Source organism: Streptomyces sp. NPDC018019, from assembly GCF_044327805.1.
Taxonomy (GTDB): domain Bacteria; phylum Actinomycetota; class Actinomycetes; order Streptomycetales; family Streptomycetaceae; genus Streptomyces.
This window is the reverse complement of the sequence record NZ_JBIRGD010000014.1, coordinates 224,555-247,891: the sequence shown is the minus strand read 5'-3', so window position 1 is coordinate 247,891 and position 23,337 is coordinate 224,555. Positions and strand designations below refer to the sequence as shown.

Here is a 23,337-nt window from a genome sequence, read left to right as displayed (position 1 = left end):
AGCGGCCGTGTGATCCGCCTCGCATCCGCCGGCCGGTACGGCACCATCGTGCTCATGGCGACGGGAAATGCCGGGTCCGCGCGTACCGGTACGGCACCACGACGGCGGCGGGCGGTCCGGGCCGGTGCGGCCGTGCTGCTGCTCACCGTCACCGTTCCCCTGGCCTTCCGCGCCGCCGGTGCGGACGGTGTGACGCCCGTGCCGCAACTGCTCGCCTTCCTGCCGTGGTTGCCGGTGCCCGCCGGGCTCGGCCTGGTGCTGTCGCTCGCGGCCCGCTGGCGGCCCGGCCTGTTCTGGGCCGCCGCCGCGCTGCTCGTCACGGCCGCGTTCGTCCGGCCGTACGGCGGAGAGGCCCCGGCGCCGCACGGCCCGGTGCGCGCCCACCTCCGCGTACTGACCGCCAACCTCGAATTCGGCCGGGCGGCGGACGGGCTGCTCGCCACGCTGCGCCGGGAGCGGCCCGACCTGGTCGCGGTCCAGGAGTGCGACCCGGAGCGCTGCGCCGCCGCCCTGGATTCCGCGGGCGTCCGCGCGGCCTACCCCTTCCGCCTGCGCGCCGGGCACGGCGCGTCCGAGGGTTCCGCCGTACTGAGCCGGTACCCGCTCACCCGGGACGGCGCGGTCGCGGGCGAACTGGCCATGCCCCGCGCGGCCGTCACCGTCGCCGGGCAGCGCCTGCGCTTCCAGGTCGCCCACCCGATGCCGCCGCTGCCCGCCTCCCTGGACACCTGGCGCACCGAACTCGGCCGCCTCCGCGCCCTGGCCGCCTCCCGCGGCCACGAACCCCTGATCGTCGCGGGCGACTTCAACTCCTCCCAGGACCACGCCGCCTTCCGCGCCGTGCTGGACACCGGCCTGCGGGACAGCGCGCGCCTGGCGGGCCTGCCCCGCACCCCGTCCTGGCCCACCTGGACGACCCTCGTGCTGGGCGCCCAGATCGACCACGTCCTGGTCAGCGACGCCCTGCGCCCACGCGCTGCGCACTTCCTCGACCTGGCCCACACGGACCACCGCGCGCTGCTCGTCGATCTCGACCTGCACGCAGCGCGCTGAGGCCCATGCCTTCCTGGCCCCCTCGTGTCGGCCGTACGCGCCACCGTCCTGAGCCCAGGGGGTCGTGCGCGGCCCGTACGGACACCCGCTTGCCCCGGCCCGTCCCCTCAAGCGGTCATGCACCGCGGCGCGCCCCGGCGTGGGAAGGAACGGAGAACGGATGCCACAGCGCGTCTACTCGGCGGCGCTGGTTCACGTACCGCGCACGACGCGCCTGGCTGACGAGGACCTGTCGTCCTTCCGGCCCGGACGGGGCGAGAGGCCCGGCCCGTCGGAAGTTCAGGTGCTCGACCATGTGACCGGATCGCGTCCGACCCGTGACGACAGCGTCCCCTCACGCCACCGAGGCCGGCCCGATGCGGTCCAGGGTCGTGGGGGTGTCGTGATGGATGGGGGTGTGGGCGCCGGTCAGGGGGGTGCCGGTGCCGCCCCGGCGGCAGGCGATGATTTCGGCGGCGATGGACAGGGCCGTCTCCTCGGGGGTGCGGGCGCCGAGGTCGAGACCGATCGGTGAGCGCAGGCGGTTGAGTTCGAGTTCGGTCAGGCCGACGGCGCGCAGGCGGTCCAGGCGGTCCAGGTGGGTGCGGCGGGAACCCATGGCGCCGACGTAGGCGACGGGGAGCCGCAGGGCGCGTTCCAGGAGGGGGACGTCGAACTTCGCGTCGTGGGTGAGGACGCACAGCACCGTGCGGGGGTCGAGGTCCTGGCTGTCCAGATAGCGGTGCGGCCAGTCGACGACGATCTCGTCCGCTTCGGGGAAGCGGGCGCGGGTGGCGAAGACGGGGCGGGCGTCGCAGACGGTGACGTGGTGGCCGAGGAACTTGCCGGCGCGCACCAGTGCGGCGGCGAAGTCGATGGCACCGAAGACGATCATGCGGGGTGCGGGGACGGAGGACTCGACGAGGAGGAGGACGGGTTCGCCGCAGCGGGAGCCGTCGGCGCCGATCTCGACGGTGGCGGTACGGCCGGCGTCCAGGAGGGCACGGGTCTCCTGGACGGCGGTGCGGTCCAGCTCCGGAGGGCCGCCGAGGGTGCCGGTGACGCTGCCGTCGGGGCGTACGAGCAGGGCGTGGCCCAGGAGCCGGGCCGGGCCCCGGACGACCCGGGCCACCGCTGCCGCCTCACCCGAGGCGGCAGCGGCCAGGGCCGTGGTGAGGGCTCTGGTGGCGGCCGTCGGGGTGGCCGTGGCGGTGTCCGCCGCGGCCTGCGTACCGGTCGCCTCCGGCCCCGCCGGCCGTACCGGTGTGACGAGGATGTCGATGACGCCACCGCAGGTCAGGCCGACCGCGAAGGCGTCCTCGTCGCTGTAGCCGAAGCGTTCGAGGAGCGTTTCCCCGGTCCGGAGCGCCTCCTGGCACAGCTCGTAGACCGCGCCTTCCACACACCCGCCGGAGACCGACCCGACCGCCGTGCCGTCGCTGTCCACGGCCAGCGCGGCGCCGGGCTGGCGGGGCGCGCTGCCGCTGGTGGCCACGACCGTGGCCACCGCGAAGGGGCGTCCCTGCCGGGCCCACCGGTGCAGCTCGTCGGCGATGTCCAGCATGTCGGTCTCCTTACGGGTGGATGCGGGGCGGGCGTTACTTGACGCCCAGCCAGTTCTCGATGGGGTGCAGCGAGAAGTAGACGAGGAAGACCAGGGCGAGTACCCACATGAAGGCGCCGACCTCCCGCCACTTGCCCTGCGCGGTCTTGATGGCGGTGTAGGCGATGACGCCCGCGCCGACGCCCGCGGTGATGTTGTACGTGAAGGGCATCAGCGCCACGGTGAGGAACACCGGGACGGCCACCGATCGGTCGCTCCAGTCCACGTGCTTGGCGGCACTCATCATCATCGACCCGATGACGACGAGGGCCGCCGCGGCGACCTGGGCGGGCACCAGCTGGGTGAGCGGGGTGAAGAAGAGGCAGGCCGCGAAGAACAGGCCGGTGACGACCGAGGACAGGCCGGTACGGGCGCCCTCGCCCACACCGCTGGCCGACTCGATGAACACCGTCTGGCCGGACGCCCCGGCGACGCCGCCGATCGCACCGCCCGCGCCGTCGACGAACAGCGCCTTGGACAGGCCGGGCATCCGCCCCTTGTCGTCGGCGAGCCTGGCCTCCGTACCGACGCCGATGATGGTCGCCATCGCGTCGAAGAACCCGGCCAGCACCAGCGTGAAGACGATCATGCCGACGGTGAGGGCGCCGACCTGCTCCCAGCCGCCGAACTCGACGTGTCCGAAGAGCCCGAAGTCGGGCGCGGCGACGGCGCTGCCGTGCAGTTCGGGGGAGGTGCCGCCCCAGTCCTTGTCGGTGAGGCCGCCGAGGGTGGTGGCGAGCACGGACAGGACGGTGCCGATGACGATGCCGATGAGGATGGCGCCGGGCACGTTGCGGGCCTGCAGCATGAAGATCAGCAGCAGGGTGACGGCGAAGAAGAGGACCGGCCAGCCGGACAGCTCGCCGGTCAGGCCCAGCTGTACGGGGCCGCCGGCGCCCTTGCCGACGAAGCCGGCCTTCACCAGGCCGAGCAGGGCGACGAACATGCCGATGCCCATGGTGATGGCGTGTTTGAGGGCCAGCGGGATGGCGTTCATGATCATCTCGCGCAGGCCGGTGACGACCAGGAGCATGATGACGACGCCGTACAGCACGCACATGCCCATCGCCTGCGGCCAGGTCATGTACGGCACGACCTGCGAGGTCAGGGCGGCCGAGACGTTCAGCCCAGCGGCCAGGGCCAGCGGCACCTTGCCGAAGAAGCCCATGAGCAGGGTGCAGACCGCCGCGCCGAGCGCCGTGGCCGTCACCACGCCGGCGCTGCCCAGGGTGTGCTTCCCGACGTCCGGCGTGGACAGGATGAGGGGGTTGAGGAGGAGGATGTAGCACATCGCCATGAAGGTGGTGATGCCGCCGCGCACCTCGCGCGCGACCGTGGATCCTCTGTCCGATATGTGGAAGTACCGGTCGAGCCAGGACCGGCCGGCGGGCTGACGCGAGCCCGCGCCCGCGTCCTCCGCCGTGGTCTTCGGCTCCAGGAACTGCTGGGTCATGGTGCCTTACTCCCAAGGTTCATAGGGGCACTCGCGCCGAGCACGCACCGCGGCGCGGGATTTGGGACGGAAATCGGCTGCACGACCCGGGGGACGGCCCAGGTGCCTGCGGCGGGGCGGCCGTACGGCGGTGACCGGCACCGCCGTACGGCCGCCCCGCCCGCGCGGCTATGTGCCGGTGAGGTGCTCCGGCCGGACCGGGGTCCGGTTCAGTTCCAGCCCGGTCGCGTTCCGGATCGCCGCGAGGACGGCCGGGGTGGACGACAGGGTGGGGGCCTCGCCGATGCCGCGCAGCCCGTACGGGGCGTGCTCGTCGGCGAGTTCGAGCACGTCGACCGGGATGGTCGGCGTGTCGAGGATCGTGGGGATCAGGTAGTCCGTGAAGGAGGGGTTGCGCACCTTCGCGGTCTTCGGGTCGACGATGATCTCTTCCATCACCGCGACGCCGAGTCCTTGTGTCGTACCGCCCTGGATCTGGCCGACGACGGACAGCGGGTTCAGCGCCTTGCCGACGTCCTGGGCGCAGGCCAGTTCGATGACCTTGACCAGGCCGAGTCCGGTGTCCACCTCGACGACCGCGCGGTGCGCCGCGAAGGAGTACTGGACGTGGCCGTTGCCCTGGCCGGTGCGCAGGTCGAACGGTTCGGTGGGGCGGTGCCGCCATTCGAGTTCGAGGTCGATGGCCTCGTCCTCCAGGACGTCCGCCACGTCGGCCAGCACCTCGCCGCCGTCGGTGACCACCTTGCCGCCCTCCAGCAGGAGTTCGGCGGTGGCCCACGCCGGGTGGTACGTGCCGAACTTGCGCCGCCCCAGCTCCAGGACCTTCTCGCGCACGTGCTCACAGGTGTTCTTCACCGCGCCGCCGGTGACGTAGGTCTGCCGGGAGGCGGAGGTGGAGCCGGCCGAGCCGACCCGGGTGTCGGCGGGGTGGATGGTGACCTGTTCGACGCCCAGCTCCGTACGGGCGATCTGCGCGTGGACGGTGACCCCGCCCTGGCCGACCTCGGCCATCGCGGTGTGCACGGTCGCGACCGGCTCGCCGCCGACGACCTCCATGCGCACCCGGGCGGTCGAGTAGTCGTCGAAGCCCTCGGAGAAGCCGACGTTCTTGATGCCGACCGCGTAACCGATGCCCCGTACGACGTCCTCGCCGTGGGTGGTGTTGGACAGTCCGCCGGGCAGCGCGCGGACGTCGGCGCCCTCGGTGGTCTCCCACTGGTTCTCCGGCGGCAGCGGCATCGCCTTGACGCGGCGCAGCAGTTCGGCGACCGGCGCCGGGGAGTCGACCTGCTGCCCGGTCGGCAGCAGGGTGCCCTGCTCCATGGCGTTGAGCTGGCGGAACTCGACCGGGTCCATGCCCAGCTTCTTCGCGAGCTTGTCCATCTGCGCCTCGTACGCGAAGCACGCCTGGACGGCGCCGAAGCCGCGCATGGCGCCGCAGGGCGGGTTGTTCGTGTAGAGGGCGATGGCCTCGATGTCCACGTCGTCGACCACGTACGGGCCGACGGACAGGGAGGAGGCGTTGCCGACGACGGCCGGGGAGGCGGACGCGTACGCGCCGCCGTCCAGCACGATGCGGCACTTCATGTGCGTGAGCTTGCCGTCCTTGGTGGCGCCGTGCTCGTACCAGAGCTTGGCGGGGTGCCGGTGGACATGGCCGAAGAACGACTCGAACCGGTTGTAGACGATCTTGACGGGCTTGCCGGTGCGCAGCGCGAGCAGACAGGCGTGGATCTGCATCGACAGGTCCTCGCGCCCGCCGAAGGCGCCGCCGACGCCGGAGAGCGTTATCCGTACCTTGTCCTCGGGCAGGCCCAGGACCGGGGCGATCTGGCGCAGGTCCGAGTGGAGCCACTGGGTGGCCACGTACAGGTCGACGCCGCCGTCCTCGCCGGGCACCGCGAGCCCGGACTCCGGGCCGAGGAACGCCTGGTCCTGCATGCCGAAGACGTACTCGCCGGAGACGATCACATCGGCGCGCCGGGCCGCCGCCTCGGCGTCGCCCCGCACGATCGGCTGGCGGTGCACGATGTTCGGGTGCGGTACGTGTCCGGCGTGGTGGTCGTCGCGGTGCTCGTGGACCAGCGGCGCGCCGTCGGCCAGCGCGGACGCCTCGTCGGTGACCAGCGGCAGTTCGGCGTACTCGATCCGGATCTTGGCGGCGGCGCGGCGGGCGGTCTCCGGATGGTCGGCGGCGACCAGGGCGACCGGCTCACCGTGGTGGCGGACCTTGCCGTGCGCCAGGACGGGCGTGTCCTGGATCTCCAGGCCGTAGTTCTTCACCTCGGTGGGCAGGTCGTCGTAGGTGAGGACCGCGTACACACCGGACTGGGCCAGCGCCTCGGAGGTGTCGATGGAGACGATCTCGGCGTGCGCGACGGTGGAGCGCAGCGTGAAGCCCCACAGCATGTCCTCGTGCCACAGGTCGGAGGAGTACGCGAACTCGCCGGTCACCTTGAGGGTGCCGTCCGGGCGCAGCGTGGAGGCGCCGATGCCCGCGTCGGCCGTGCCGCCCTGGGTCAGGTGGGTGGGTGTGCGGGTGACTCCGCTCATGGTCAGGCCCCCGTTCCGGTGGTCCGCGCGTCGCCGCGGGCGGCGGCGAGCCGTACCGCGTCGAGGATCTTCTCGTAGCCCGTGCAGCGGCACAGGTTGCCGGACAGCGCCTCGCGGATGTCCGCGTCGGACGGCTGGGCGTTGCGCTCCAGCAGTTCGTCGGCGGCGACCAGCAGGCCGGGCGTGCAGAAGCCGCACTGGACGGCGCCCGCGTCGATGAACGCCTGCTGGATCGGCGCGAGCTTCACCTGCTCGCCGGTCCGGCTGTCGGCGCCGGCCGGCTTGGCCTGCCAGCGCTGCGCGGCGTCCATGCTCGTACCCGCGGGGCCGCATGCGCCGGTGGCGCAGCCGCCGTGCTGCGCGCGCTGCTCGGCGTAGTCCGCCAGCCCCTCGACCGTGACGACGTCCCGGCCCTCGGCCTGACCGGCCGCGACCAGGCAGGAGCACACCGGCACACCGTCCAGACGGACCGTGCAGGAGCCGCATTCGCCCTGCTCACAAGCGTTCTTCGAACCCGGCAGGCCCATCCGCTCGCGCAGCACGTACAGCAGGCTCTCGCCTTCCCATACGTCGTCGGCCTGCTGTTCGCGGCCGTTGACGGTGAACTTCACGCGCACTGGGCGCTCCTCTCGTTGCCGCGGTAGGACTCCCAGGTCCAGCCGAGGGTGCGGCGCGCCATGATCCCCACCGCGTGGCGCCGGTACTTCGCGCTGCCGCGCACGTCGTCGATCGGGTTGCAGGCGCCGCTGGCCAGCTCGGCGAACCGCTTCGCCACGGACGGCGGAATGGGCCGCCCCGACTCCCAGAAGCCGCCCTCCTCCAGCGCCGCCGTCAGGAACTCCTCGGCGGCCTCGGCCCGTACGGGCGTGGGCGCGGCCGAGCCGATGCCGGTCCGTACCGTCCGGGTGCGCGGGTGCAGCGCGATCCCGAAGGCGCACACCGCGATGACCATCGCGTTGCGGGTGCCGACCTTGGAGAACTGCTGCGGGCCGTCCGCCTTGGGCAGGTGCACCGCGCGGATCAGCTCGTCCGGCTCCAGCGCGTTGCGCTTGACGCCCAGGTAGAACGCGTCGACCGGGATCATGCGGCGGCCCCGCACGGACTCGGCCTCGATCTCGCCGCCGGAGGCGAGCAGCGCCGGGTGCGCGTCGCCGGCCGGGGAGGCGGTGCCCAGGTTGCCGCCGACGCCGCCGCGGTTGCGGATCTGCGGGGAGGCCACGGTGTGCGAGGCGAGTGCCAGGCCGGGCAGCTCGGTGCGCAGGTGCTCCATGATCTGCGTGTACGGCACGGACGCGCCGAGCCGTACGGTCTCCTCGCCCACCTCCCATTCCCGCAGGTCATCGATGCGGTTCAGGTCGAGCAGGTGCTCCGGGCGACGGTGGTCGAAGTTGATCTCGACCATCACATCGGTGCCGCCCGCGATCGGCACAGCGGCGGGGTGCTCGGCCTTGGCGGCGAGCGCCTCCTCCCAGCTGGCGGGGCGAAGGAAGTCCATGCGTGGCTCTCTTCTACGAATCTTCGGTACGTCGGGACGCCGGGACCACCGGCGCCGGCTCCGCTCGCGACATCGGGTCGTCCGCTGCCCGCGCCGGGGACCAACGGCCCTCGACTCAAGGGGGCCGTTCATGTCCTGTTAACGCGGCTGGGCCCAGTGAACGCGCCCCGTACCCGCCGGGTGCAGTCACCGAAACCATGAAGCGGTTGGCTGGCCACGGCGCATGTCTTGTAGATTCGAACGAAAGGCGAGGCGCAGAAACCTCGCGGTATTCCACCGGCAACACCAGACAGAAAAGAACGGCGGGCGAGAGATCATGCGGCTCCGCGCACTCCTGGACACCGGCACGCTCGGGCTGCGGCTGCTGGGCGGCGAGGAGGAACTGGACCGTACCGTGCGCGGCGTGATGACCACCGACCTGCGCGACCCCAGCCGCTACCTGTCCGGCGGCGAGCTGGTGCTGACGGGGCTGGCCTGGCGCCGGGAGCCGGAGGACTCCGAGCGGTTCGTCCGCATCCTGGCCTCGGCCGGGGTCGCCGGGCTGGCCGCGGGCGAGGCCGAGCTGGGCTCGGTGCCCGAGGACCTGGTGGTGGCCTGCGCCCGGCACCGGCTGCCGCTGTTCTCCGTGGTGGAGGACGTCTCGTTCGCCTCGATCACCGAGTACGTCGTACGCCAGGTCTCCGGCGAGCGCGCGGGCGACCTGGCCGCCGTGGTGGACCGGCACCGCCGCCTGATGACCTCGGGGCCGGCCGGCGGCGGCCCGGAGGTCGTCCTGGACCTGCTCGGCTCCGACCTGGACCTGCGCGCCTGGGTGCTGTCCCCCACCGGCCGGCAGATCGCCGGGTCCACCCTGGCCGGGACCGGCCCCGAGCTGCCCGCGGAGACCGGCGCCCGGCTGGCGGGCGAGCATCTGGCCGCCTCCCGCACCGGCCGCCGCGGTCCCTACCGCCTCCCGCTCGGCAGCACCACGTACTCCCTCTTCCCCATCCGCGGCAACGGCCGCGACCTGCGCGAGACGGTGCTGTCCGACTGGCTGCTGGCCGTCGAGGCGGACGCCGGCGACTGGGCCGAGGAGCGCCTCGACCTGCTGCACGGCGTCACCCAGCTCATCGCCGTCGAACGCGACCGCCGCGACGCGGCCCGCACGGTCCGCCGGCGCCTCGCCCAGGAGGTGCTGGAGCTGGTCCAGACGGGCGCCGCGCCCGCCGAGATCGCGGCCCGGCTCCGGGTCGCCGCCCCGGTGCTGCTGCCCGGACTGGGCACGGCCCCGCACTGGCAGGTCGTGGTGGCCCGCGTCGAGTGGACGGGCGGGGACGTGCCCGGCGGGCCGGTCGCCCAGACGCTGCTGGAGGAGGTGCTGGTCGACCCCGGTACGTTCGGGCCCGACCCGTCCGACCGGATCGCCGTCGCGCACACCGGTGACGAGGCGGTGGCCCTGGTGCCGCTGCCGGCCGTACCGGACGACGCCGACGCGCGGGACGGCCACACCGCCACCGGACTCCAGGCCGACACGCTGCTCGCCGCCGTCCAGGAACCGCTGACCCGCGGCCTGGGCGACGACGGCCGCCTGACCATCGGCGTCAGCGCCTCCGTGCACTCGGCAGAGGGCCTGCGCGGCGCGCTGGAGGAGGCCCGGCACGCCCGCCGGGTCGCCGCCGCCCGCCCCGGCCGGGTCTGCGCGGCCGGTCACGAGGAGCTGGCCTCGCACGTCCTGCTGCTGCCCTTCGTCCCGGACGACGTACGCCGCGCCTTCACCGCCCGGCTCCTGGACCCGCTGCGCGACTACGACCGCCGCCACCGCGCCGAGCTGATCCCCACCCTCGAAGCGTTCCTCGACTGCGACGGCTCCTGGACCCGCTGTGCCACCCGCCTCCACCTGCACGTCAACACCCTCCGCTACCGGGTCGGCCGGATCGAGCAGCTGACCGGCCGCGACCTGGCGCGACTGGAGGACAAGCTGGACTTCTTCCTGGCGCTGCGGATGAGCTGAGCGCCCCGCGTCCGAGGGCAGGCGGCCGGCCGCGCGCACGGCACAGATCCGGCCACGTATGAATGGCGTGTATGCGACCCTCGCGCGGCCGGCTTACAACCTCTGCCGGTGCGCGTTCGGTTGACTGATCGTCAGCAAGAGGCTACGGGCCACCGGCGGCTCCTGACGCCACGTCACCCGTTCGGGCGTATCCCGAAGACACCGCCCCGTACCGTACGCACCCCGCCCGTCCCCCCGGGCCGCCGTGTCCTGCCGGTTCCGGGCCACTCCGGCGCCCCCGGGAGGCCCCGGAGCGATTGTGAAATCATTCACCTTCCCCCTTGGCCGGGCGGTGGGATTCGTGCTGAGATGCGCCCACTGCTTCTCAGTTCCAGCTCAACGGTGCGCTCGGGGAGGGCAATGTGGCGGACACCGCCATGTCAGGAGCCGCGGGAACCGCGGGAACCGCACAGCCCGTGGAACCGGCGCCGGGAATCCCGGCGGCCAGGTCGGCGGCCGGGGCGGACGCCCTGGACCGGGCCGTGTGGCGCCTGCGGTCACGGGGGTGCTGGGACGACGCGGCGGCCCTGCTGGAACCGCACACGGCCGGGCACCCCCCGTACGCGATCCGCCGCGCCGCGCTCCTCGTGGAGCGCTGCCTGTTCACCGCCACCGGATGGGCCGCGGCCGAGGAGGCGCTGCGCGCCGCCGAGGCAGTGGCGGGCGGCGACGACGAGCGGGGCGCCGCGGCCTGCGAGCGCGGCCACCTGGCGTATGCCGCCACGGTCCTGGGCGTACGGGACCGCGCCGACGAGGCCCGCTCCGCACTCGGCCGGGCCGCGGCGCTGCTGGCCCCGACGGCCCCCGGCCGCGCGCTGCTGGACTACCGGCGCGGCCTGATGGCCGAACACGTCGCCGGCAGCCCGGAGTCCGCACGCGCCGCCTACCGCCGCGCCCACGCCGCCGCCACCGCGCACGGCGACACCCTGCTGCTCTCCTTCACCTGGCGCCACCTCGCGGGGCTGGCCCTGCGCGACGGCGAGCTGGCGGAGGCCCGGCACGGCTTCGCCGAGTCCCTGCGCATCCGCGAGGAGCTGGGCTTCCTGGTCGGTACGGCGCCGGCGCTGGTCGCCCTCGCCGACGCGGCACCGGCGGAGGAGGCGGAGGGCCTGCGCACCGAGGCCGCCCGGCTCTTCCGGCTCATGGGCGGCGTACCGACCTGGCTCGCGGAGCAGCTGGGCGAGGTCCCGGCCGCCCCGCAGGCGCCGGCGGCGCCCTAGATCCCGGCGACAAAGGGCCCGGCCGCTTGGGAGGTTCCGGGGCCCGCGACAGCGGCATATTCCGCTCCGCACGCCCCACGCACCCCGAATTTGGCCTCAAGTCGCACTGTCCGTACGTGACTTGGCCCTGGATGCTGGTGCGGTTCGACTCCCGACCTACGGCAGCGCCTTTCAGGAGGCCACACCTTGGCAGCAGGAGCACCGCACCCATCGGCCGGCTCGGACTGGGGGAAGGCGGATTTCGAGGCCATCTACGACTGCCCCGATCCCCGTACGTACTTCCGGACGCTGCGCCCGCTCGACTACCAGATCCCGCACCACGGCCAGGGCGTCTTCCGCGCCCTGACCGAGTCCCTGCAACGGCGCCGGCCCGGCCGCAGACCGCTCCAGGTCGTGGACCTGTGCTGTTCCTACGGTGTCAACGCGGCACTGCTCAACCACAAGCTGAGCCTCACCGACCTCTACGACCGGTACACGGACGCCCGGGAGACCGGGAACCTGACGGCGGGCCGGCTGGCCGACGAGGACCGGGCGTTCTTCGACGAGCTGCGCCGCCCGGAGGCCGTACGGACCATCGGCATCGACGCGGCCCGGCGCGCGGTCGGCTACGCCGAGCGCGTCGGCCTGCTGGACACCGGATTCGCCGAGGACCTGGAGGCCGCGGAGCCGACCGCGCGGCTGCGGCGCGCCCTGGCCGGCACCGATCTGATCACCGTGACGGGCGGCGTGGGCTACATCTCCGCCACCACCTTCGGCCGGCTGCTCGCCTGCACCCCCGACCCGCCGTGGATCGCCGCGTTCGTCCTGCGCACCGTGTCGTACGCGCCGGTCGCCGAACTCCTGGCGGGGGCCGGCCTGGTGACGGAGCGCCTGCCCGCCCGCACCTTCCGGCAGCGCCGGTTCGCCGACCTCGCCGAACGCCGGGCGGCCTTCGGCGCGCTGCACGACCGGGATCTGGACACCACCGGCAAGGAATCGGACGGTTTCTACCACGCGGACCTGTACCTCTCCCGCCCGGCGGCGGACGTGGCGGCCCTGCCGCTGGAGCGGCTGCTGCCCTGAAGGAGGCCCGGCGGCGGCCCTTGGGGCGCGGCGGGCGGGCGCCGTCGCGCCGCTTCAGAGCCCGCGCCGCCCCGGGGACAGGTGCTCGCGGGCGATCCGCTCGACGACGTCGTACTCGCGGGCCGTCAGGGCGTCCAGCAGGGCCGTGTGCTCGGAGGCGGCGGTGAGCAGTTCGGCGGTGCGGACCGCGGGGCCGCCGGGCACCGGGGCCTGGGTGCGGCGGTGCAGGTCGTCGGCGACCAGGACGAGCTGGCGGTTGCCGGTGAAGGTGAGCAGGGCGTGGTGGAAGGCGTGGTCCGCCTCGGCGTATCCGGAGCGGTCGCCGTGGGCGGCGGCCGCGACGCCCGCGGCGGCCAGCGGGCGCAGCTCCTCCCACCGCTCGGCCGGCAGCGTCCGCGCCATCCGCAGCAGCGCCGGGATCTCCAGCATCGCGCGCACCTCGGCCAGCTCCGCGAGGTCGCGGTGGGTGCGCTCGGCGACGCGGAAGCCGCGGTTCGGGGCGACCTCGACCGCGCCCTCGCAGGCGAGCAGCTGCATGGCCTCCCGTACCGGGGTGGCGGAGACGCCGTAACGGACGGCGAGCGCCGGGGCCGAGTAGACCTCGCCGGGGACCAGTTCGCCGGCCATCAGGGCCTCGCGCAGCGCGGCCAGCACCTGGCCGCGTACGGAGTGCCGCTGGGGCTGTTTGCGGGAGGCGGGCCCGGGAGCCGGTGTGCCGGGCAGCGGCGCTCCCGGCCTGCTGCCGGAAGCGGTGCCGGGGACGGTCGCAAGCGAGGCCAGGGGTGCGGGCACATAGTCCGTGGCGGGGTCCGGCAGTCCGGTCCGGTGCTCGTATGCGGCGTGCGGCGACGCGGCGGGCCCGGCAGGCCGCTCGCCGGGGGCTTCACCGGTGTGCTCGCCCCGCACGGGCTGCGAGCCGCCCTGTGCGGGCACGTGCGCGCGCAGCCGCGGCGCCGGTTCCGCTCTGCCCTGCTCCATACGGGTTCCTCCTCACGTCCTCCAGCACCATAGGCGCCCCCTGTGCCAGTTCAAACCCGGCTCAAAACCGCAGAAGATCGGGTAAGGTAAGGCTTACCTGCCAGCGACCGCGATACCGGTGGTGTCCCGTATGCGCCCTCAGCTCGCCGCCCGACCGCGCATCGAGCCTCTGGCCGGGGCATACGCCCGGCTCACCGAGGTGTTCCCCGCACTGCGGGTCACCGAGTGGGAAGCCGCGCCGCCGCAGGGCGCGGGCTGGGTGACCGCCGCCGCGCTGGCCACCGATCCGGCGACCCTGGACGCCTTCCTGGCCTGGGACGACGCGCAGGTGGGGCGGGACTACGGGCAGCGCGCCCGCCCCGACGTCGTCGCCGCCTTCGCCCTGCACCGCTACGCCTGGCCCGCCTGCCTGCTGATCACCATTCCCTGGTTCCTGCACCGCCGGGTGCCGCGGCTGCCCGTCCAGGACGTGGCCTACCACCGCGAACAGGGCCGCATGGCCGTACGGGTCCGCTCGTTCGCGTGCCTGCCCGGCGACCCGGCGGCGGAGCTGCCCGGCGCGCGGGTCGTGCCGGACGAGGAGGCGCTGCGCGCCGAGGTGCGGGAGGCGGTCGCCGAGCACCTCGGGCCCGTCCTGGACGGTTTCCGGCCCCGGCTGCGCCGCGGGCCGCGCGCCCTGTGGGGCATGGCCACGGACGAGATCGTCGAGGGCCTGTGGTACCTGGGGCACCTGCTGGGCGAGGAGCGGCGCGCGGTGGCCGAGGCGGCGCGGCTGCTCCCGGGCGGCACGGCCCCGTACCCGGGCGGCGCCGCCTTCCGCGAACTGACCGGCCCGGACGGCGCGGCACTGGCCACCCGGGACCGGGCGAGCTGCTGCATGTTCTACACGCTGCGGCCCGAGGACACCTGTGTGACCTGCCCCCGTACGTGCGACGCGGATCGCATCAAGCGCCTCACCGCAACTACCTGACCCCCACACCACCCGATCGGGTCGCCGGATTCGAACCCAACGCCGCCTGCGATTGCGGGAGTTCGAACCGAACACACCTATCCGTAGGCCCCCCGCACCCCCTTGGCGTTCTCTTGCCCGGAAACCCCCCGGCGGGGCGGCCGGATTCCGCCAGGATGTCGCGCGAAACCGCGTACGCCGAAGCAAGGGGTCCCAGGATGAGAATGACCGATATATCGCTTGATTGGCTGGTTCCAGGGGTCCTGCTGCTCGTCGGCATCCTCGCCACCGTGTTCGTGATCCTGCGCGGCAGGCGGTCGGCGGACGCGGCACCCGGCGGCGAGGACTCCTGGGAGCGCAGCGAGGACCGCCGGCGCCGCAAGGAGGCCGTGTACGGCACCGCCTCGTACCTGCTGCTGTTCTGCTGCGCCGCGGTCGCGGCGGCGCTCTCCTTCCACGGGCTGGTCGGCTTCGGCGTGACCAACCTCAACCTCTCCGGGGGCTGGGAGTACCTGGTGCCGTTCGGGCTCGACGGCGCGGCGATGTTCTGCTCCGTGCTCGCCGTGCGCGAGGCCAGCCACGGGGACGCGGCGCTCGGTTCGCGCCTGCTCGTCTGGATGTTCGCGGGCGCCGCCGCCTGGTTCAACTGGGTGCACGCGCCCCGGGGGTTCGGCCACGACGGCGCGCCGCAGTTCTTCGCCGGGATGTCGCTGTCGGCGGCGGTCCTCTTCGACCGCGCGCTGAAGCAGACCCGCCGGGCCGCCCTGCGCGAACAGGGTCTGGTGCCGCGTCCGTTGCCGCAGATCCGTGTCGTACGGTGGCTGCGGGCCCCCCGGGAGACGTTCGGCGCCTGGTCGCTGATGCTGCTGGAAGGCGTACGGACCCTGGACGAGGCCGTCGAAGAGGTCCGTGAGGATCGCCGGCAGAAGGAGCAGAACCGTCACCGCAGGCGGGAACAGGACAAGCTGGACCGGGCCCGGATCAAGGCGATCAACCGCCAGCACCGGCACTGGAGCCGCGGGCGCGGTGGCCGGCAGGTGCCGCTGACGGCGGGCGTGCCGACCGCGCACGGCTCCCCCGCCGCCGCGCAGCAGGCCGCCGGCGCGGAACCTGCGATAGCCGGCGACCCGGAAACCCTGCCGCCCGGATCGCTGTCCACGGGATTCGACCCGCTGTCCCCGGCCGCTGCCCGTCCGGCGCTGAAGGCCGTGCACGGCCCCGGCACCGACGCCACGGGCCCGTACGCGCGGACGGTGGACCTGACCGCCGAGGACGACACCCAGGCGCTGCCCCGGCTGGACTCCCTGGAGCAGAAACTGGCCCAGATCGAGAAGCAGTTCGGCTGACCCGCGGCGGACCGAGCCCGCACCCCCGGCCTTTCGTCAGGCCGGTCCGCCGCCCAGCTCGAACCAGACGCACTTGCCCATGCCGTGGGTCTGTACCCCCCACGCGTCCGCGAGGGAGTGCACCAGCATCAGCCCCCTTCCCGAGGTGCCGTCCGTCGTCGGCGGACGCAGTCTGGGCCGCCGCCCGACGAAGTCCCGTACCTCCACGCGCAGCCGGTCGGTGACCGTCGCGGTCACGACGGCGCCCCCGTTCGTGTGGACGAGGGCGTTGGTGACCAGCTCGCTGACGAGCAGTTCGGCGATCTCGCAGTCCCCGGCTTCCCCCCAGTGGCGCAGCAGCTGGCGCAGCTCGGCGCGGACCCCGGCCACCGCCGTCAGGTCCGCGTGCCGCAGTGTCCGTTCCATCTTCCCCGGCAACCGGGTCCCGTTGCGGACGCTGCCGCGTCCGGCCACCGGTCCGGCTCTGTCCTCGCGTCGCACAGACTGACGCTTCATCCTCCCCGCCCCGTACGCTTTCCGGTCCCTCTCCCTCGAACAGCTTCACGGTCATGCATGCCCACCGGGCCCGGCGCCATGCTTCGGCCGGCCGGACCGCGGCACGTCAGACCGCGGGCATGTGCCCGCGGCGCGGCGGGCGGGACCCCCGGTCAGGGGCGCGGGACGCCCGCTCAGGGGCGCGGGATGTTGCGCAGATTGGAGCGGGCCATCTGGACCATCCGGCCGACGCCGCCCTCCAGCACGATCTTGCCGGCGGAGAGTGCGAAGCCCTGGACCATGTCCCGGCTGATCTTCGGCGGCATGGACAGCGCGTTGGGGTCGGTGACCACGTCGACCAGGGCCGGGCCCTTGTGCTTGAAGGCGTCGCGCAGCGCGCCGCGCAGTTCCTTGGGCTTCTCCACCCGTACGCCGTGCGCCCCGGCCGCCCGCGCGATGGCGGCGAAGTCCGGGTTGTGGTTGGTGGTCCCGTACGACGGCAGCCCGGCGACCATCATCTCCAGCTCCACCATGCCCAGCGAGGAGTTGTTGAAGAGGACCACCTTCACCGGCAGGTCGTACTGGACGAGGGTGAGGAAGTCGCCCATCAGCATGGAGAAGCCGCCGTCGCCGGACATCGAGACGACCTGGCGGCGGCGGTCGGTGAACTGGGCGCCGATCGCCTGCGGCAGTGCGTTGGCCATCGATCCGTGGGTGAAGGAACCGATCACCCGGCGGCGGCCGTTGGGGCTGATGTAGCGCGCCGCCCAGACATTGCACATCCCGGTGTCAACGGTGAAGATCGCGTCCGCCGCCGCCTCCTCGTCCAGGACGGACGCGACGAACTCGGGGTGGATCGGCGTGTGCTTCTCGACCTTGCGGGTGTAGGCCTTGACGACGCCTTCCAGGGCGTCGGCGTGCTTCTTCAGCATCCGGTCGAGGAACTTGCGGTTCTTCCTGGGCGTGATGCGCGGGTTCAGGCAGCGCAGCGTCTCGCGTACGTCGCCCCAGACCGCGAGGTCCAGTTTGGAGCGGCGGCCGAGCCGTTCGGGGCGGACATCGACCTGGACGATCTTGACGTTGTCCGGCAGGAAGGCGTTGTACGGGAAGTCGGTGCCCAGCAGGATCAGCAGGTCGCACTCGTGCGTGGCCTCGTAGGCCGCGCCGTACCCGAGCAGGCCGCTCATCCCGACGTCGTACGGATTGTCGTACTGGATCCACTCCTTGCCGCGCAGCGCGTGGCCCACCGGGGCCTTGAGGCGGTCGGCGAACTCCATCACCTCGGCGTGCGCCCCCGCGGTGCCGCTGCCGCAGAACAGCGTGACCTTGCCGGCCTCCTCGATCATCCGGACCAGCTGGTCGATCTCCGCGTCCCCGGGGCGCACGGAGGGGCGCGAGGTGACCAGCGCATGCTCGATGGAACGCTCGGGCGCCTCCTGGTCGGCGATGTCGCCGGGCAGCGAGACCACCGCGACGCCGCTGAGCCCGATGGCGTTCTGCACGGCGGTCTGCAGCACCCGCGGCATCTGGTCGCGGCTGGAGATCATCTCGCTGTAGTGGCTGCACTCGGCGAAGAGCCGGTCCGGGTGGGTCTCCTGGAAGAAGCCGGTGCCGATCTCGCTGGAGGGGATGTGCGAGGCGAGCGCGAGCACCGGGGCCATCGAGCGGTGGGCGTCGAAGAGGCCGTTGATCAGGTGCAGGTTGCCGGGGCCGCAGGAGCCCGCGCAGGCCGCCAGCCGGCCGGCGATCTGGGCCTCGGCGCCCGCCGCGAACGCGGCGACCTCTTCGTGGCGGACCTGGATCCAGTCGATCGCGGCGGTACGGCGGACCGCGTCCACGACGGGGTTGAGGCTGTCGCCGACGACCCCGTAGAGCCGCCGTACCCCGGCCCGCACCAGGATGTCGACGAACTGCCCGGCCACGGTCTGCTTCGCCATGTCGCTGTCGCTCCTCCGGTGCGGGGCCGTGCGCGGGCACCGCCCGGCAACGGCCCGTTTTGTGGCATTCCTTCCGGTTCTACCACTCCCCCGGGCCGCTGTCCGGCCGGACTACGCCTGCCGCGTCATTCCGGTCGCAGCGCCTCCCGCCCCTCCCACACCGCCACGGCCGTACGGTCCTGCCCGTACCCCTCCGCACCCAGCCGGACGTCGGCCAGGAACGCCGCGAGCCCCGGCGGCCCGGCGGCCGACCAGCGGGCGGCCAGACGGCCGGCGAAGCCGGCCGCCTCTGTCAGCGGGCCCGCGAACCCGGCACTGCACAGCAGCAGGGTGTCGCCGGGCCGGGCGACCACGGCCCGGAAGCGGAACGGCTCCGGCCGGTCCAGCGGGGCGGGATCGTACGGCGGCTGCCAGGGCTGCCCGGACGGCGCGTGGGGCAGACCGGGGACGCCAACCGTGGGCGGTGCAAGGCCGCGGCGGATGTCCGGAGGCAGTCGGAGGTCCGGCCGGACGTCGGCCGGGCGCGACAGGTCCGGGCCGGGCTCGTCCGGAACGGGCTCCCCCAGGCCGGGTTCGTCCAGGACAGGCCGGCCCGGGACGGCGGGGTCGCCGGGGACCGGCCACGGCGGCGTGGTCGTAGGCGGTTCCTGCGCGCTCGCCTCGCCCGCGGGAGCCGGCATGGGGGCATCGTCCGGCGGCCCGGTACCGGACCCGGCGGCCTGGCCGTCGGGCGTGTCCTCCCGGGGCGGCGGTGGTTCCAGGTCCTGCCAGACGCCGTTGTGCAGCCGGAAGAACCCGCCCGCACCCGCACCGAAAAACACCCGGGTGCGGCAGGCCGGGTCGGCGGGCAGCAGCAGGCAGCGCAGCGCGGCCGTGTACTGCCCGGGCTCCATCCCGTGGTCGTCCGCGTACGCGCGGAGCTTGCCGTAGCTGCGGTCGGTCAGGCGCTGCAAGCCCGACCTGAGGGCGCCACGGTTGCCCGTACGGACGTCCTCGGCCAGCCGGGGGTAGCTGCGGCCGACGGCCCCGCCGATCCAGTGGCAGGCGTCGCGGGCGGCGCGGTGGGCGTCTCCGTACGCGTACGCGGTGCCGCCTCCGGGGGCCGCGGTGGCCACGGCGACCAGGATCAGGGCGTGCTGTCCGGCGCCGAAGCGGGCGGTGAGCAGGGCGTCGCCGCGCAGCTCACCGCGGTGGCGGGCGGCCTCGCCGCGCAGCGAGGCGGCGCGCAGGGTGAGCGGTCCGTACTCCGCGCCGTCCAGTTCGGTGTCCGGTACCAGGTCGTCCAGCGCGGCCGGGTCGGCGGCGGGGAGGACCATCGGCTCGGGGTCGGGACCGGGCCCTCGGTCCGGGCCGCTTGCCGCACCGACGGCGGCGTCGGCACCGGCTTCAGCAGCATCAGCACCGGCCCCCTCCGCCGCCTCCTCCCCGGCCGGCACGGATGCGGGCGCCGCCCCGCCCACCGTACGGAAGGCGGATTCCACCCGGTCGTCGAGCGAGTCCCGGGCCGTCGCGGGGCCGGTGTCCCGGGCGGTCGCTCCGTCGTCCTCGTACAGCTCCCGCCACCAGTCGTCCTCGCGGTGGCGCCGGTCCCCCTGTCGGTCCATGGGCCGCATTGTGCACCGGCCGGGCGGTCCGGAGACAGGGCGCGGAAGGGCGCCGCCGCGCCGCCCGGCCGGTACCCGCCAAGGGGCGCGCCGGCCCCGGTTCCGGCACGCTGGGGCCATGGGCGGATGGCAGTTGCTCGCGGTCGGCCTCGTCCTGCTGCTCGGACTGTTCGGTGTGCTGGTCCCGGGGGTGCCGGGGCCGCCGATCGTATGGGCGGGCGTGCTGTGGTGGGCGATGACCGAACAGACCACCCCGGCCTGGTACGTCCTGATCGGCGCGAGCGCCGTCCTGCTGCTCAACCAGGCCCTCGGCTGGCTGCTCCCGCCCCGTGACCCGCGGGCCGCCGGCACCCCGTACCAGACGCTGTACCTGAGCGGCGTCGCGGGCATCGTCGGCTTCTTCGTCGTCCCCGTGGCGGGGGCCGTGCTGTGCTCGGTCGGCGCGCTCTATCTGATGGAACGGGCACGCCTGGGCAGTCACGGCGACGCGTGGGCCGCCACCCGCACCGCCATGCGGGCCGTCGGGCTCACCGTGCTGGCCGAACTGTTCGCCTGCCTGCTGGCGGTCGGGGCCTGGGCCGGCACGGTCATCGCGAGCTGATCCTCCCGGGTGGCGCCCGCGGCCTGCCAGAGGTGGTGCAGGGCGTACGAGCGCCAGGGCCGCCAGGCGTCCGGCGACGCCACGCCCTCCACCGGCCCCACGTCCGGGTCGCCCAGCGCCCGCATCCTGATGTACGCGGCTGCCGCCGGGCCCACCCCGGGCAGGGCGCGCAATGCCCGTTCGGCGGCGTCCCGGTCCGCGCCCGCGTCCAGCCCGACAGTGCCGTCGGCGAGCGCCTCGCACAGTGCGCGCACCGGGCCCGGCACCTCGGCGCCGGTCAGCGCTGCGGGCTCGGGGAAGAGGTGGGTGAGCGTGCCGTCCGCCGCGTCCAGCGGCTTCCCGTGCGCCCGCACCAGCTCGGCGGCGCGCTCCGGCGGCCCGCCGAGGACGGTCCGTACGGCCAGTTCCTCCGGATCGGCGGCGCCCGGCGACCGCAGCCCGGGGCGGGCCGCGACCAGCGGGGCGAGCAGCGGGTCCGTGCCCAGGCGCTCGGCGACGGCGAACGGGTCGGCGTCCAGGTCGAACAGGCGGCGCATCCGCTGTACGGCGGTGGACAGGTCCCGCAGGTCGGTCAGGTGCAGCCGGCACTCCAGCCAGCCGCCGTCCGCGCCCCGGGCGGCCGGGCAGACCAGTCCGGCGCGCGGCCGGCGCGGCTGCCTGGAGCCGGTGTGCTCGTCGACCTCGGCGATGCCGCTGCCGTGGGCCAGCCGCAGCGTACGGCGGTACGTACGGGCGCCCCGGCCGCCGCGGACCTCCTCCACGCCGGGCACCGCGCGCTCCTGGAAGAAGTCGAAGATCTCGGCGGCGGCGTACGGGCCCCGATAGGCGAGCCGCAGCGGTACACCGGCGGGCGCACCGTGCCGTGCGCCGCCGGACGGGCCCGTGCCCTTGCGGGTGCCCGCCGCCGCGCGCAGCTCGCTCGGCGTACTGGCGTAGATCTCCCGCATCGTGTCGTTGAACTGCCGGATGCTGGCGAAACCGGCGGCGAAGGCCAGGTCGGTGACCGGCAGGCCGGTGGTCTGGAGGAGCAGCCGCGCGGTGTGCGCGCGCCGGGCCCGCGCCAGGGCCACGGGCCCGGCGCCCAGCTCGGCGGTGAGCTGCCGCTGCACCTGCCGCGCGCTGTATCCCAGCCGCCGCGCGAGGCCGCCGACGCCCTCCCGGTCGACCACACCGTCGTCGATGAAGCGCATGGCGCGGCCGACCAGGTCCGCCCGGACGTTCCACTCCGCCGAGCCGGGCACCGCGTCCGGGCGGCACCGGCGGCAGGCCCGGAACCCGGCTCCCTGCGCGGCTGCGGCGGACGCGTAGAACCGCACGTTCGCGCGCTTGGGGGTGACCGCCGGGCAGCTCGGACGACAGTAGATTCCGGTCGTCACGACGGCGAAGAAGAACTCACCGTCGAACCGCGCGTCCCGGCTGGACACCGCCTCGTACCTGGTCTCGTCGTCCATCACACGATCCAGTGTGCGCGACGGCCGGGAGGTTTCCTGGCGGAAATCGGACATCGCGCTGGTGCGGGCGGCAGGCCACGCCCGCACCGGCTACGCGGGGCGGGGCCGGCGCCTGGGGAGCGTTGCCCCGCCCCTCACCCCCGGGCGCCCCGCTTCCGCTCCATCATGTGCCGTCCCAGGGCCTGCTTCTGCTTCCAGTCCCTGCGGAGCTCCGCCCGCAGCCGGGCGTCCGTCTTGGCCACGATGCGTTCGTTCTCACGCAGCAGCTTGCGGTAGCTCTCCAGCCGCCGCTGCGGCAGCACGCCGCTCTCGATGGCCGACAGCACCGCGCACCCCGGCTCCGTCCGGTGCGCGCAGTCGTGGAAACGGCACCGCTCGGCCAGCTCCTCGACGTCCGAGAAGGTCCGCGCCAGTCCGGCGTCGGCGTCCCACATGCCGACGCCGCGCAGCCCGGGGGTGTCGATGAGCACCCCGCCGCCGGGCAGCACCAGCAGGTCCCGGGTGGTCGTGGTGTGACGGCCCTTGCCGTCCCGGTCGCGGGCGGCCCGTACGTCCTGTACGTCCTCGCCCAGCAGCGCGTTGGCGAGCGTCGACTTGCCCGCGCCGGACTGTCCGAGCAGCACGGACGTGCCGCCGGCCAGCACCGCGGCGAGTACGTCCAGCCCGTCACCGGCGGCCGAACTGACCGCCAGCACCTGCACCCCGGGCGCGGCGGTCGCCGCGTCCGCGGCCAGGTGCGCCACCCCGTCCGGGTCGCCGACCAGGTCGGCCTTGGTCAGCACGAGCAGCGGCTGCGCCCCGCTCTCCCAGGCCAGGGAGACGAAGCGCTCGATGCGCCCGAGGTCCAGCTCCACGGCGAGCGAGACCGCGACCACCGCGTGGTCCACGTTCGCCGCCAGCACCTGCCCCTCGGAGCGCTTGGAAGAGGTCGAGCGCACCAGCGCGGTACGCCGCGGCAGCAGCGCCCGGACCGCGGCGTCCCGGCCCGCACCGACCTCACCGAGGTCGAGCACGGCCCAGTCGCCGGTGCACGGCACCCGCATCGGATCACCGGTGGCCACCAGCGCGGTGTCCGCCAGCACGGTCCGGACCCCGTCCCCGTCGGACACCACGGCGTCCACACGCCCGCGGTCCACGCGGACGACACGGCCGGGCACGGACCCCTGCCCGGCGTAGGGGGCGAAACTTTCCGCGAAGCCGTCGTCCCAGCCGTAGGAGGTCAGCGGGCGCGGCGAAGCGGAGGAGGAAGACGATTGCAAGGGAAACCCTTCACAAGGGTGGCCCCGGCCCCACGCGCCCTGCGCGTGGTGGAAAGTGAGAGAGAGTCAGTCGGAGACCACGGAAGCGGAACTGATGGTCTTCTGCATGCGGGCGGCGCCCAGCGCAACGACAGCCATCGGGTCACACCTCCGGGTTCTTCCACGGCCGGACGCGGCGGCCGTCGGCCACCGCGTGGAACCCGCTCACCTTAGCCCGGCCGCGGAACCCGGTGCCAACGTGTTTCCGTCCGCGGGTCCCGGCACCGGCTCGCGCGCCGCGCAGCCGACCTC

At 74.1% G+C, this 23,337-nt stretch carries 17 protein-coding genes and 1 pseudogene; 7 read left to right on the top strand and 11 right to left on the bottom strand.

The features are described 5' to 3' along the window. Nucleotides 1–54 precede the first annotated feature (54 nt). Nucleotides 55–1,053 (top strand): endonuclease/exonuclease/phosphatase family protein, encoded by a 999-nt coding sequence (locus ACH4FX_RS23845; protein WP_398482035.1) that lies wholly within the window; start codon nt 55–57, stop codon nt 1,051–1,053. A 334-nt stretch (nt 1,054–1,387) separates the two neighbouring features. On the opposite strand, the gene ACH4FX_RS23840 is transcribed toward ACH4FX_RS23845, so the two are convergent. The 5 genes from ACH4FX_RS23840 to ACH4FX_RS23820 form a co-directional block, all read right to left on the bottom strand. Beyond that, the gene (locus ACH4FX_RS23840; protein WP_398482033.1) at nt 1,388–2,596 is read right to left on the bottom strand and encodes an XdhC family protein; all 1,209 of its coding nucleotides are present in this window, start codon (nt 2,594–2,596) and stop codon (nt 1,388–1,390) included. A 34-nt stretch (nt 2,597–2,630) separates the two neighbouring features. Then, nucleotides 2,631–4,088, bottom strand: coding sequence for an NCS2 family permease (locus ACH4FX_RS23835; protein WP_398482031.1), 1,458 nt, complete (start codon nt 4,086–4,088; stop codon nt 2,631–2,633). A gap of 168 nt (nt 4,089–4,256) precedes the next feature. Further along, nucleotides 4,257–6,641: a xanthine dehydrogenase family protein molybdopterin-binding subunit gene (locus ACH4FX_RS23830; protein ID WP_398482029.1), complete on the bottom strand. Its 2,385-nt coding sequence runs from the start codon at nt 6,639–6,641 to the stop codon at nt 4,257–4,259. 2 nt (nt 6,642–6,643) lie between these two features. Next, the gene (locus ACH4FX_RS23825; RefSeq protein WP_398482027.1) at nt 6,644–7,258 is read right to left on the bottom strand and encodes a (2Fe-2S)-binding protein; all 615 of its coding nucleotides are present in this window, start codon (nt 7,256–7,258) and stop codon (nt 6,644–6,646) included. After that, nucleotides 7,249–8,136, bottom strand: coding sequence for an FAD binding domain-containing protein (locus tag ACH4FX_RS23820; protein ID WP_398482025.1), 888 nt, complete (start codon nt 8,134–8,136; stop codon nt 7,249–7,251). Before ACH4FX_RS23820 ends, ACH4FX_RS23825 begins: the two co-directional genes overlap by 10 nt. Before the next feature lie 316 nt (nt 8,137–8,452). On the opposite strand from ACH4FX_RS23820, the gene ACH4FX_RS23815 reads away from it, so the two are divergent. From ACH4FX_RS23815 to ACH4FX_RS23805, 3 genes are all read left to right on the top strand, one after another. After that, nucleotides 8,453–10,126, top strand: a complete 1,674-nt coding sequence (locus ACH4FX_RS23815; protein WP_398482023.1) for a PucR family transcriptional regulator — start codon at nt 8,453–8,455, stop codon at nt 10,124–10,126. A 416-nt stretch (nt 10,127–10,542) separates the two neighbouring features. Beyond that, the gene (locus ACH4FX_RS23810; RefSeq protein WP_398482084.1) at nt 10,543–11,385 is read left to right on the top strand and encodes a hypothetical protein; all 843 of its coding nucleotides are present in this window, start codon (nt 10,543–10,545) and stop codon (nt 11,383–11,385) included. A gap of 186 nt (nt 11,386–11,571) precedes the next feature. Further along, nucleotides 11,572–12,447 carry a hypothetical protein gene (locus ACH4FX_RS23805; protein ID WP_398482021.1) on the top strand — a complete coding sequence of 292 codons (876 nt, stop codon included), beginning with the start codon at nt 11,572–11,574 and terminating at the stop codon, nt 12,445–12,447. A gap of 54 nt (nt 12,448–12,501) precedes the next feature. Here the strand turns inward: ACH4FX_RS23805 and ACH4FX_RS23800 are convergent, their stop codons facing one another. Then, nucleotides 12,502–13,425 carry an FCD domain-containing protein gene (locus ACH4FX_RS23800; protein ID WP_398482019.1) on the bottom strand — a complete coding sequence of 308 codons (924 nt, stop codon included), beginning with the start codon at nt 13,423–13,425 and terminating at the stop codon, nt 12,502–12,504. Between the two features lie 130 nt (nt 13,426–13,555). Between ACH4FX_RS23800 and ACH4FX_RS23795 the strand changes: the two genes are divergently transcribed. Together ACH4FX_RS23795 and ACH4FX_RS23790 are read left to right on the top strand one after the other, a co-directional pair. Next, on the top strand, nt 13,556–14,395 hold the full coding sequence (locus ACH4FX_RS23795) for a (2Fe-2S)-binding protein (RefSeq protein WP_398482017.1): 840 nt from the start codon (nt 13,556–13,558) through the stop codon (nt 14,393–14,395). A gap of 197 nt (nt 14,396–14,592) precedes the next feature. Next, nucleotides 14,593–15,720, top strand: a complete 1,128-nt coding sequence (locus ACH4FX_RS23790) for a DUF2637 domain-containing protein (RefSeq protein WP_398482015.1) — start codon at nt 14,593–14,595, stop codon at nt 15,718–15,720. A gap of 36 nt (nt 15,721–15,756) precedes the next feature. Here ACH4FX_RS23790 and ACH4FX_RS23785 read toward each other — a convergent pair whose 3' ends face one another. The 3 genes from ACH4FX_RS23785 to ACH4FX_RS23775 all read right to left on the bottom strand — a co-directional run bounded on the left by ACH4FX_RS23785 (nt 15,757) and on the right by ACH4FX_RS23775 (nt 19,735). Further along, a complete protein-coding gene (locus tag ACH4FX_RS23785) occupies nt 15,757–16,125 on the bottom strand; it encodes an ATP-binding protein (protein ID WP_398482082.1) in 369 nt (122 codons plus the stop codon). Nucleotides 16,126–16,388: 263 nt separating this feature from the next. Beyond that, nucleotides 16,389–18,131: a pyruvate dehydrogenase gene (locus ACH4FX_RS23780; protein ID WP_398482014.1), complete on the bottom strand. Its 1,743-nt coding sequence runs from the start codon at nt 18,129–18,131 to the stop codon at nt 16,389–16,391. 125 nt (nt 18,132–18,256) lie between these two features. Then, nucleotides 18,257–19,735 (bottom strand): protein phosphatase 2C domain-containing protein, encoded by a 1,479-nt coding sequence (locus ACH4FX_RS23775; RefSeq protein ID WP_398482012.1) that lies wholly within the window; start codon nt 19,733–19,735, stop codon nt 18,257–18,259. 118 nt (nt 19,736–19,853) lie between these two features. Between ACH4FX_RS23775 and ACH4FX_RS23770 the strand changes: the two are divergent. Beyond that, nucleotides 19,854–20,327, top strand: a pseudogene (locus tag ACH4FX_RS23770) (DUF456 domain-containing protein); the annotation flags it as partial. Here ACH4FX_RS23770 and ACH4FX_RS23765 read toward each other — a convergent pair. Beyond that, nucleotides 20,213–21,787 carry an AlkA N-terminal domain-containing protein gene (locus ACH4FX_RS23765; RefSeq protein ID WP_398482010.1) on the bottom strand — a complete coding sequence of 525 codons (1,575 nt, stop codon included), beginning with the start codon at nt 21,785–21,787 and terminating at the stop codon, nt 20,213–20,215. The pseudogene ACH4FX_RS23770 and the gene ACH4FX_RS23765 sit on opposite strands and share 115 nt — an antisense overlap. A gap of 134 nt (nt 21,788–21,921) precedes the next feature. Further along, nucleotides 21,922–23,046: a ribosome small subunit-dependent GTPase A gene (gene rsgA / locus ACH4FX_RS23760; protein ID WP_398482008.1), complete on the bottom strand. Its 1,125-nt coding sequence runs from the start codon at nt 23,044–23,046 to the stop codon at nt 21,922–21,924. Nucleotides 23,047–23,337: the final 291 nt, after the last annotated feature.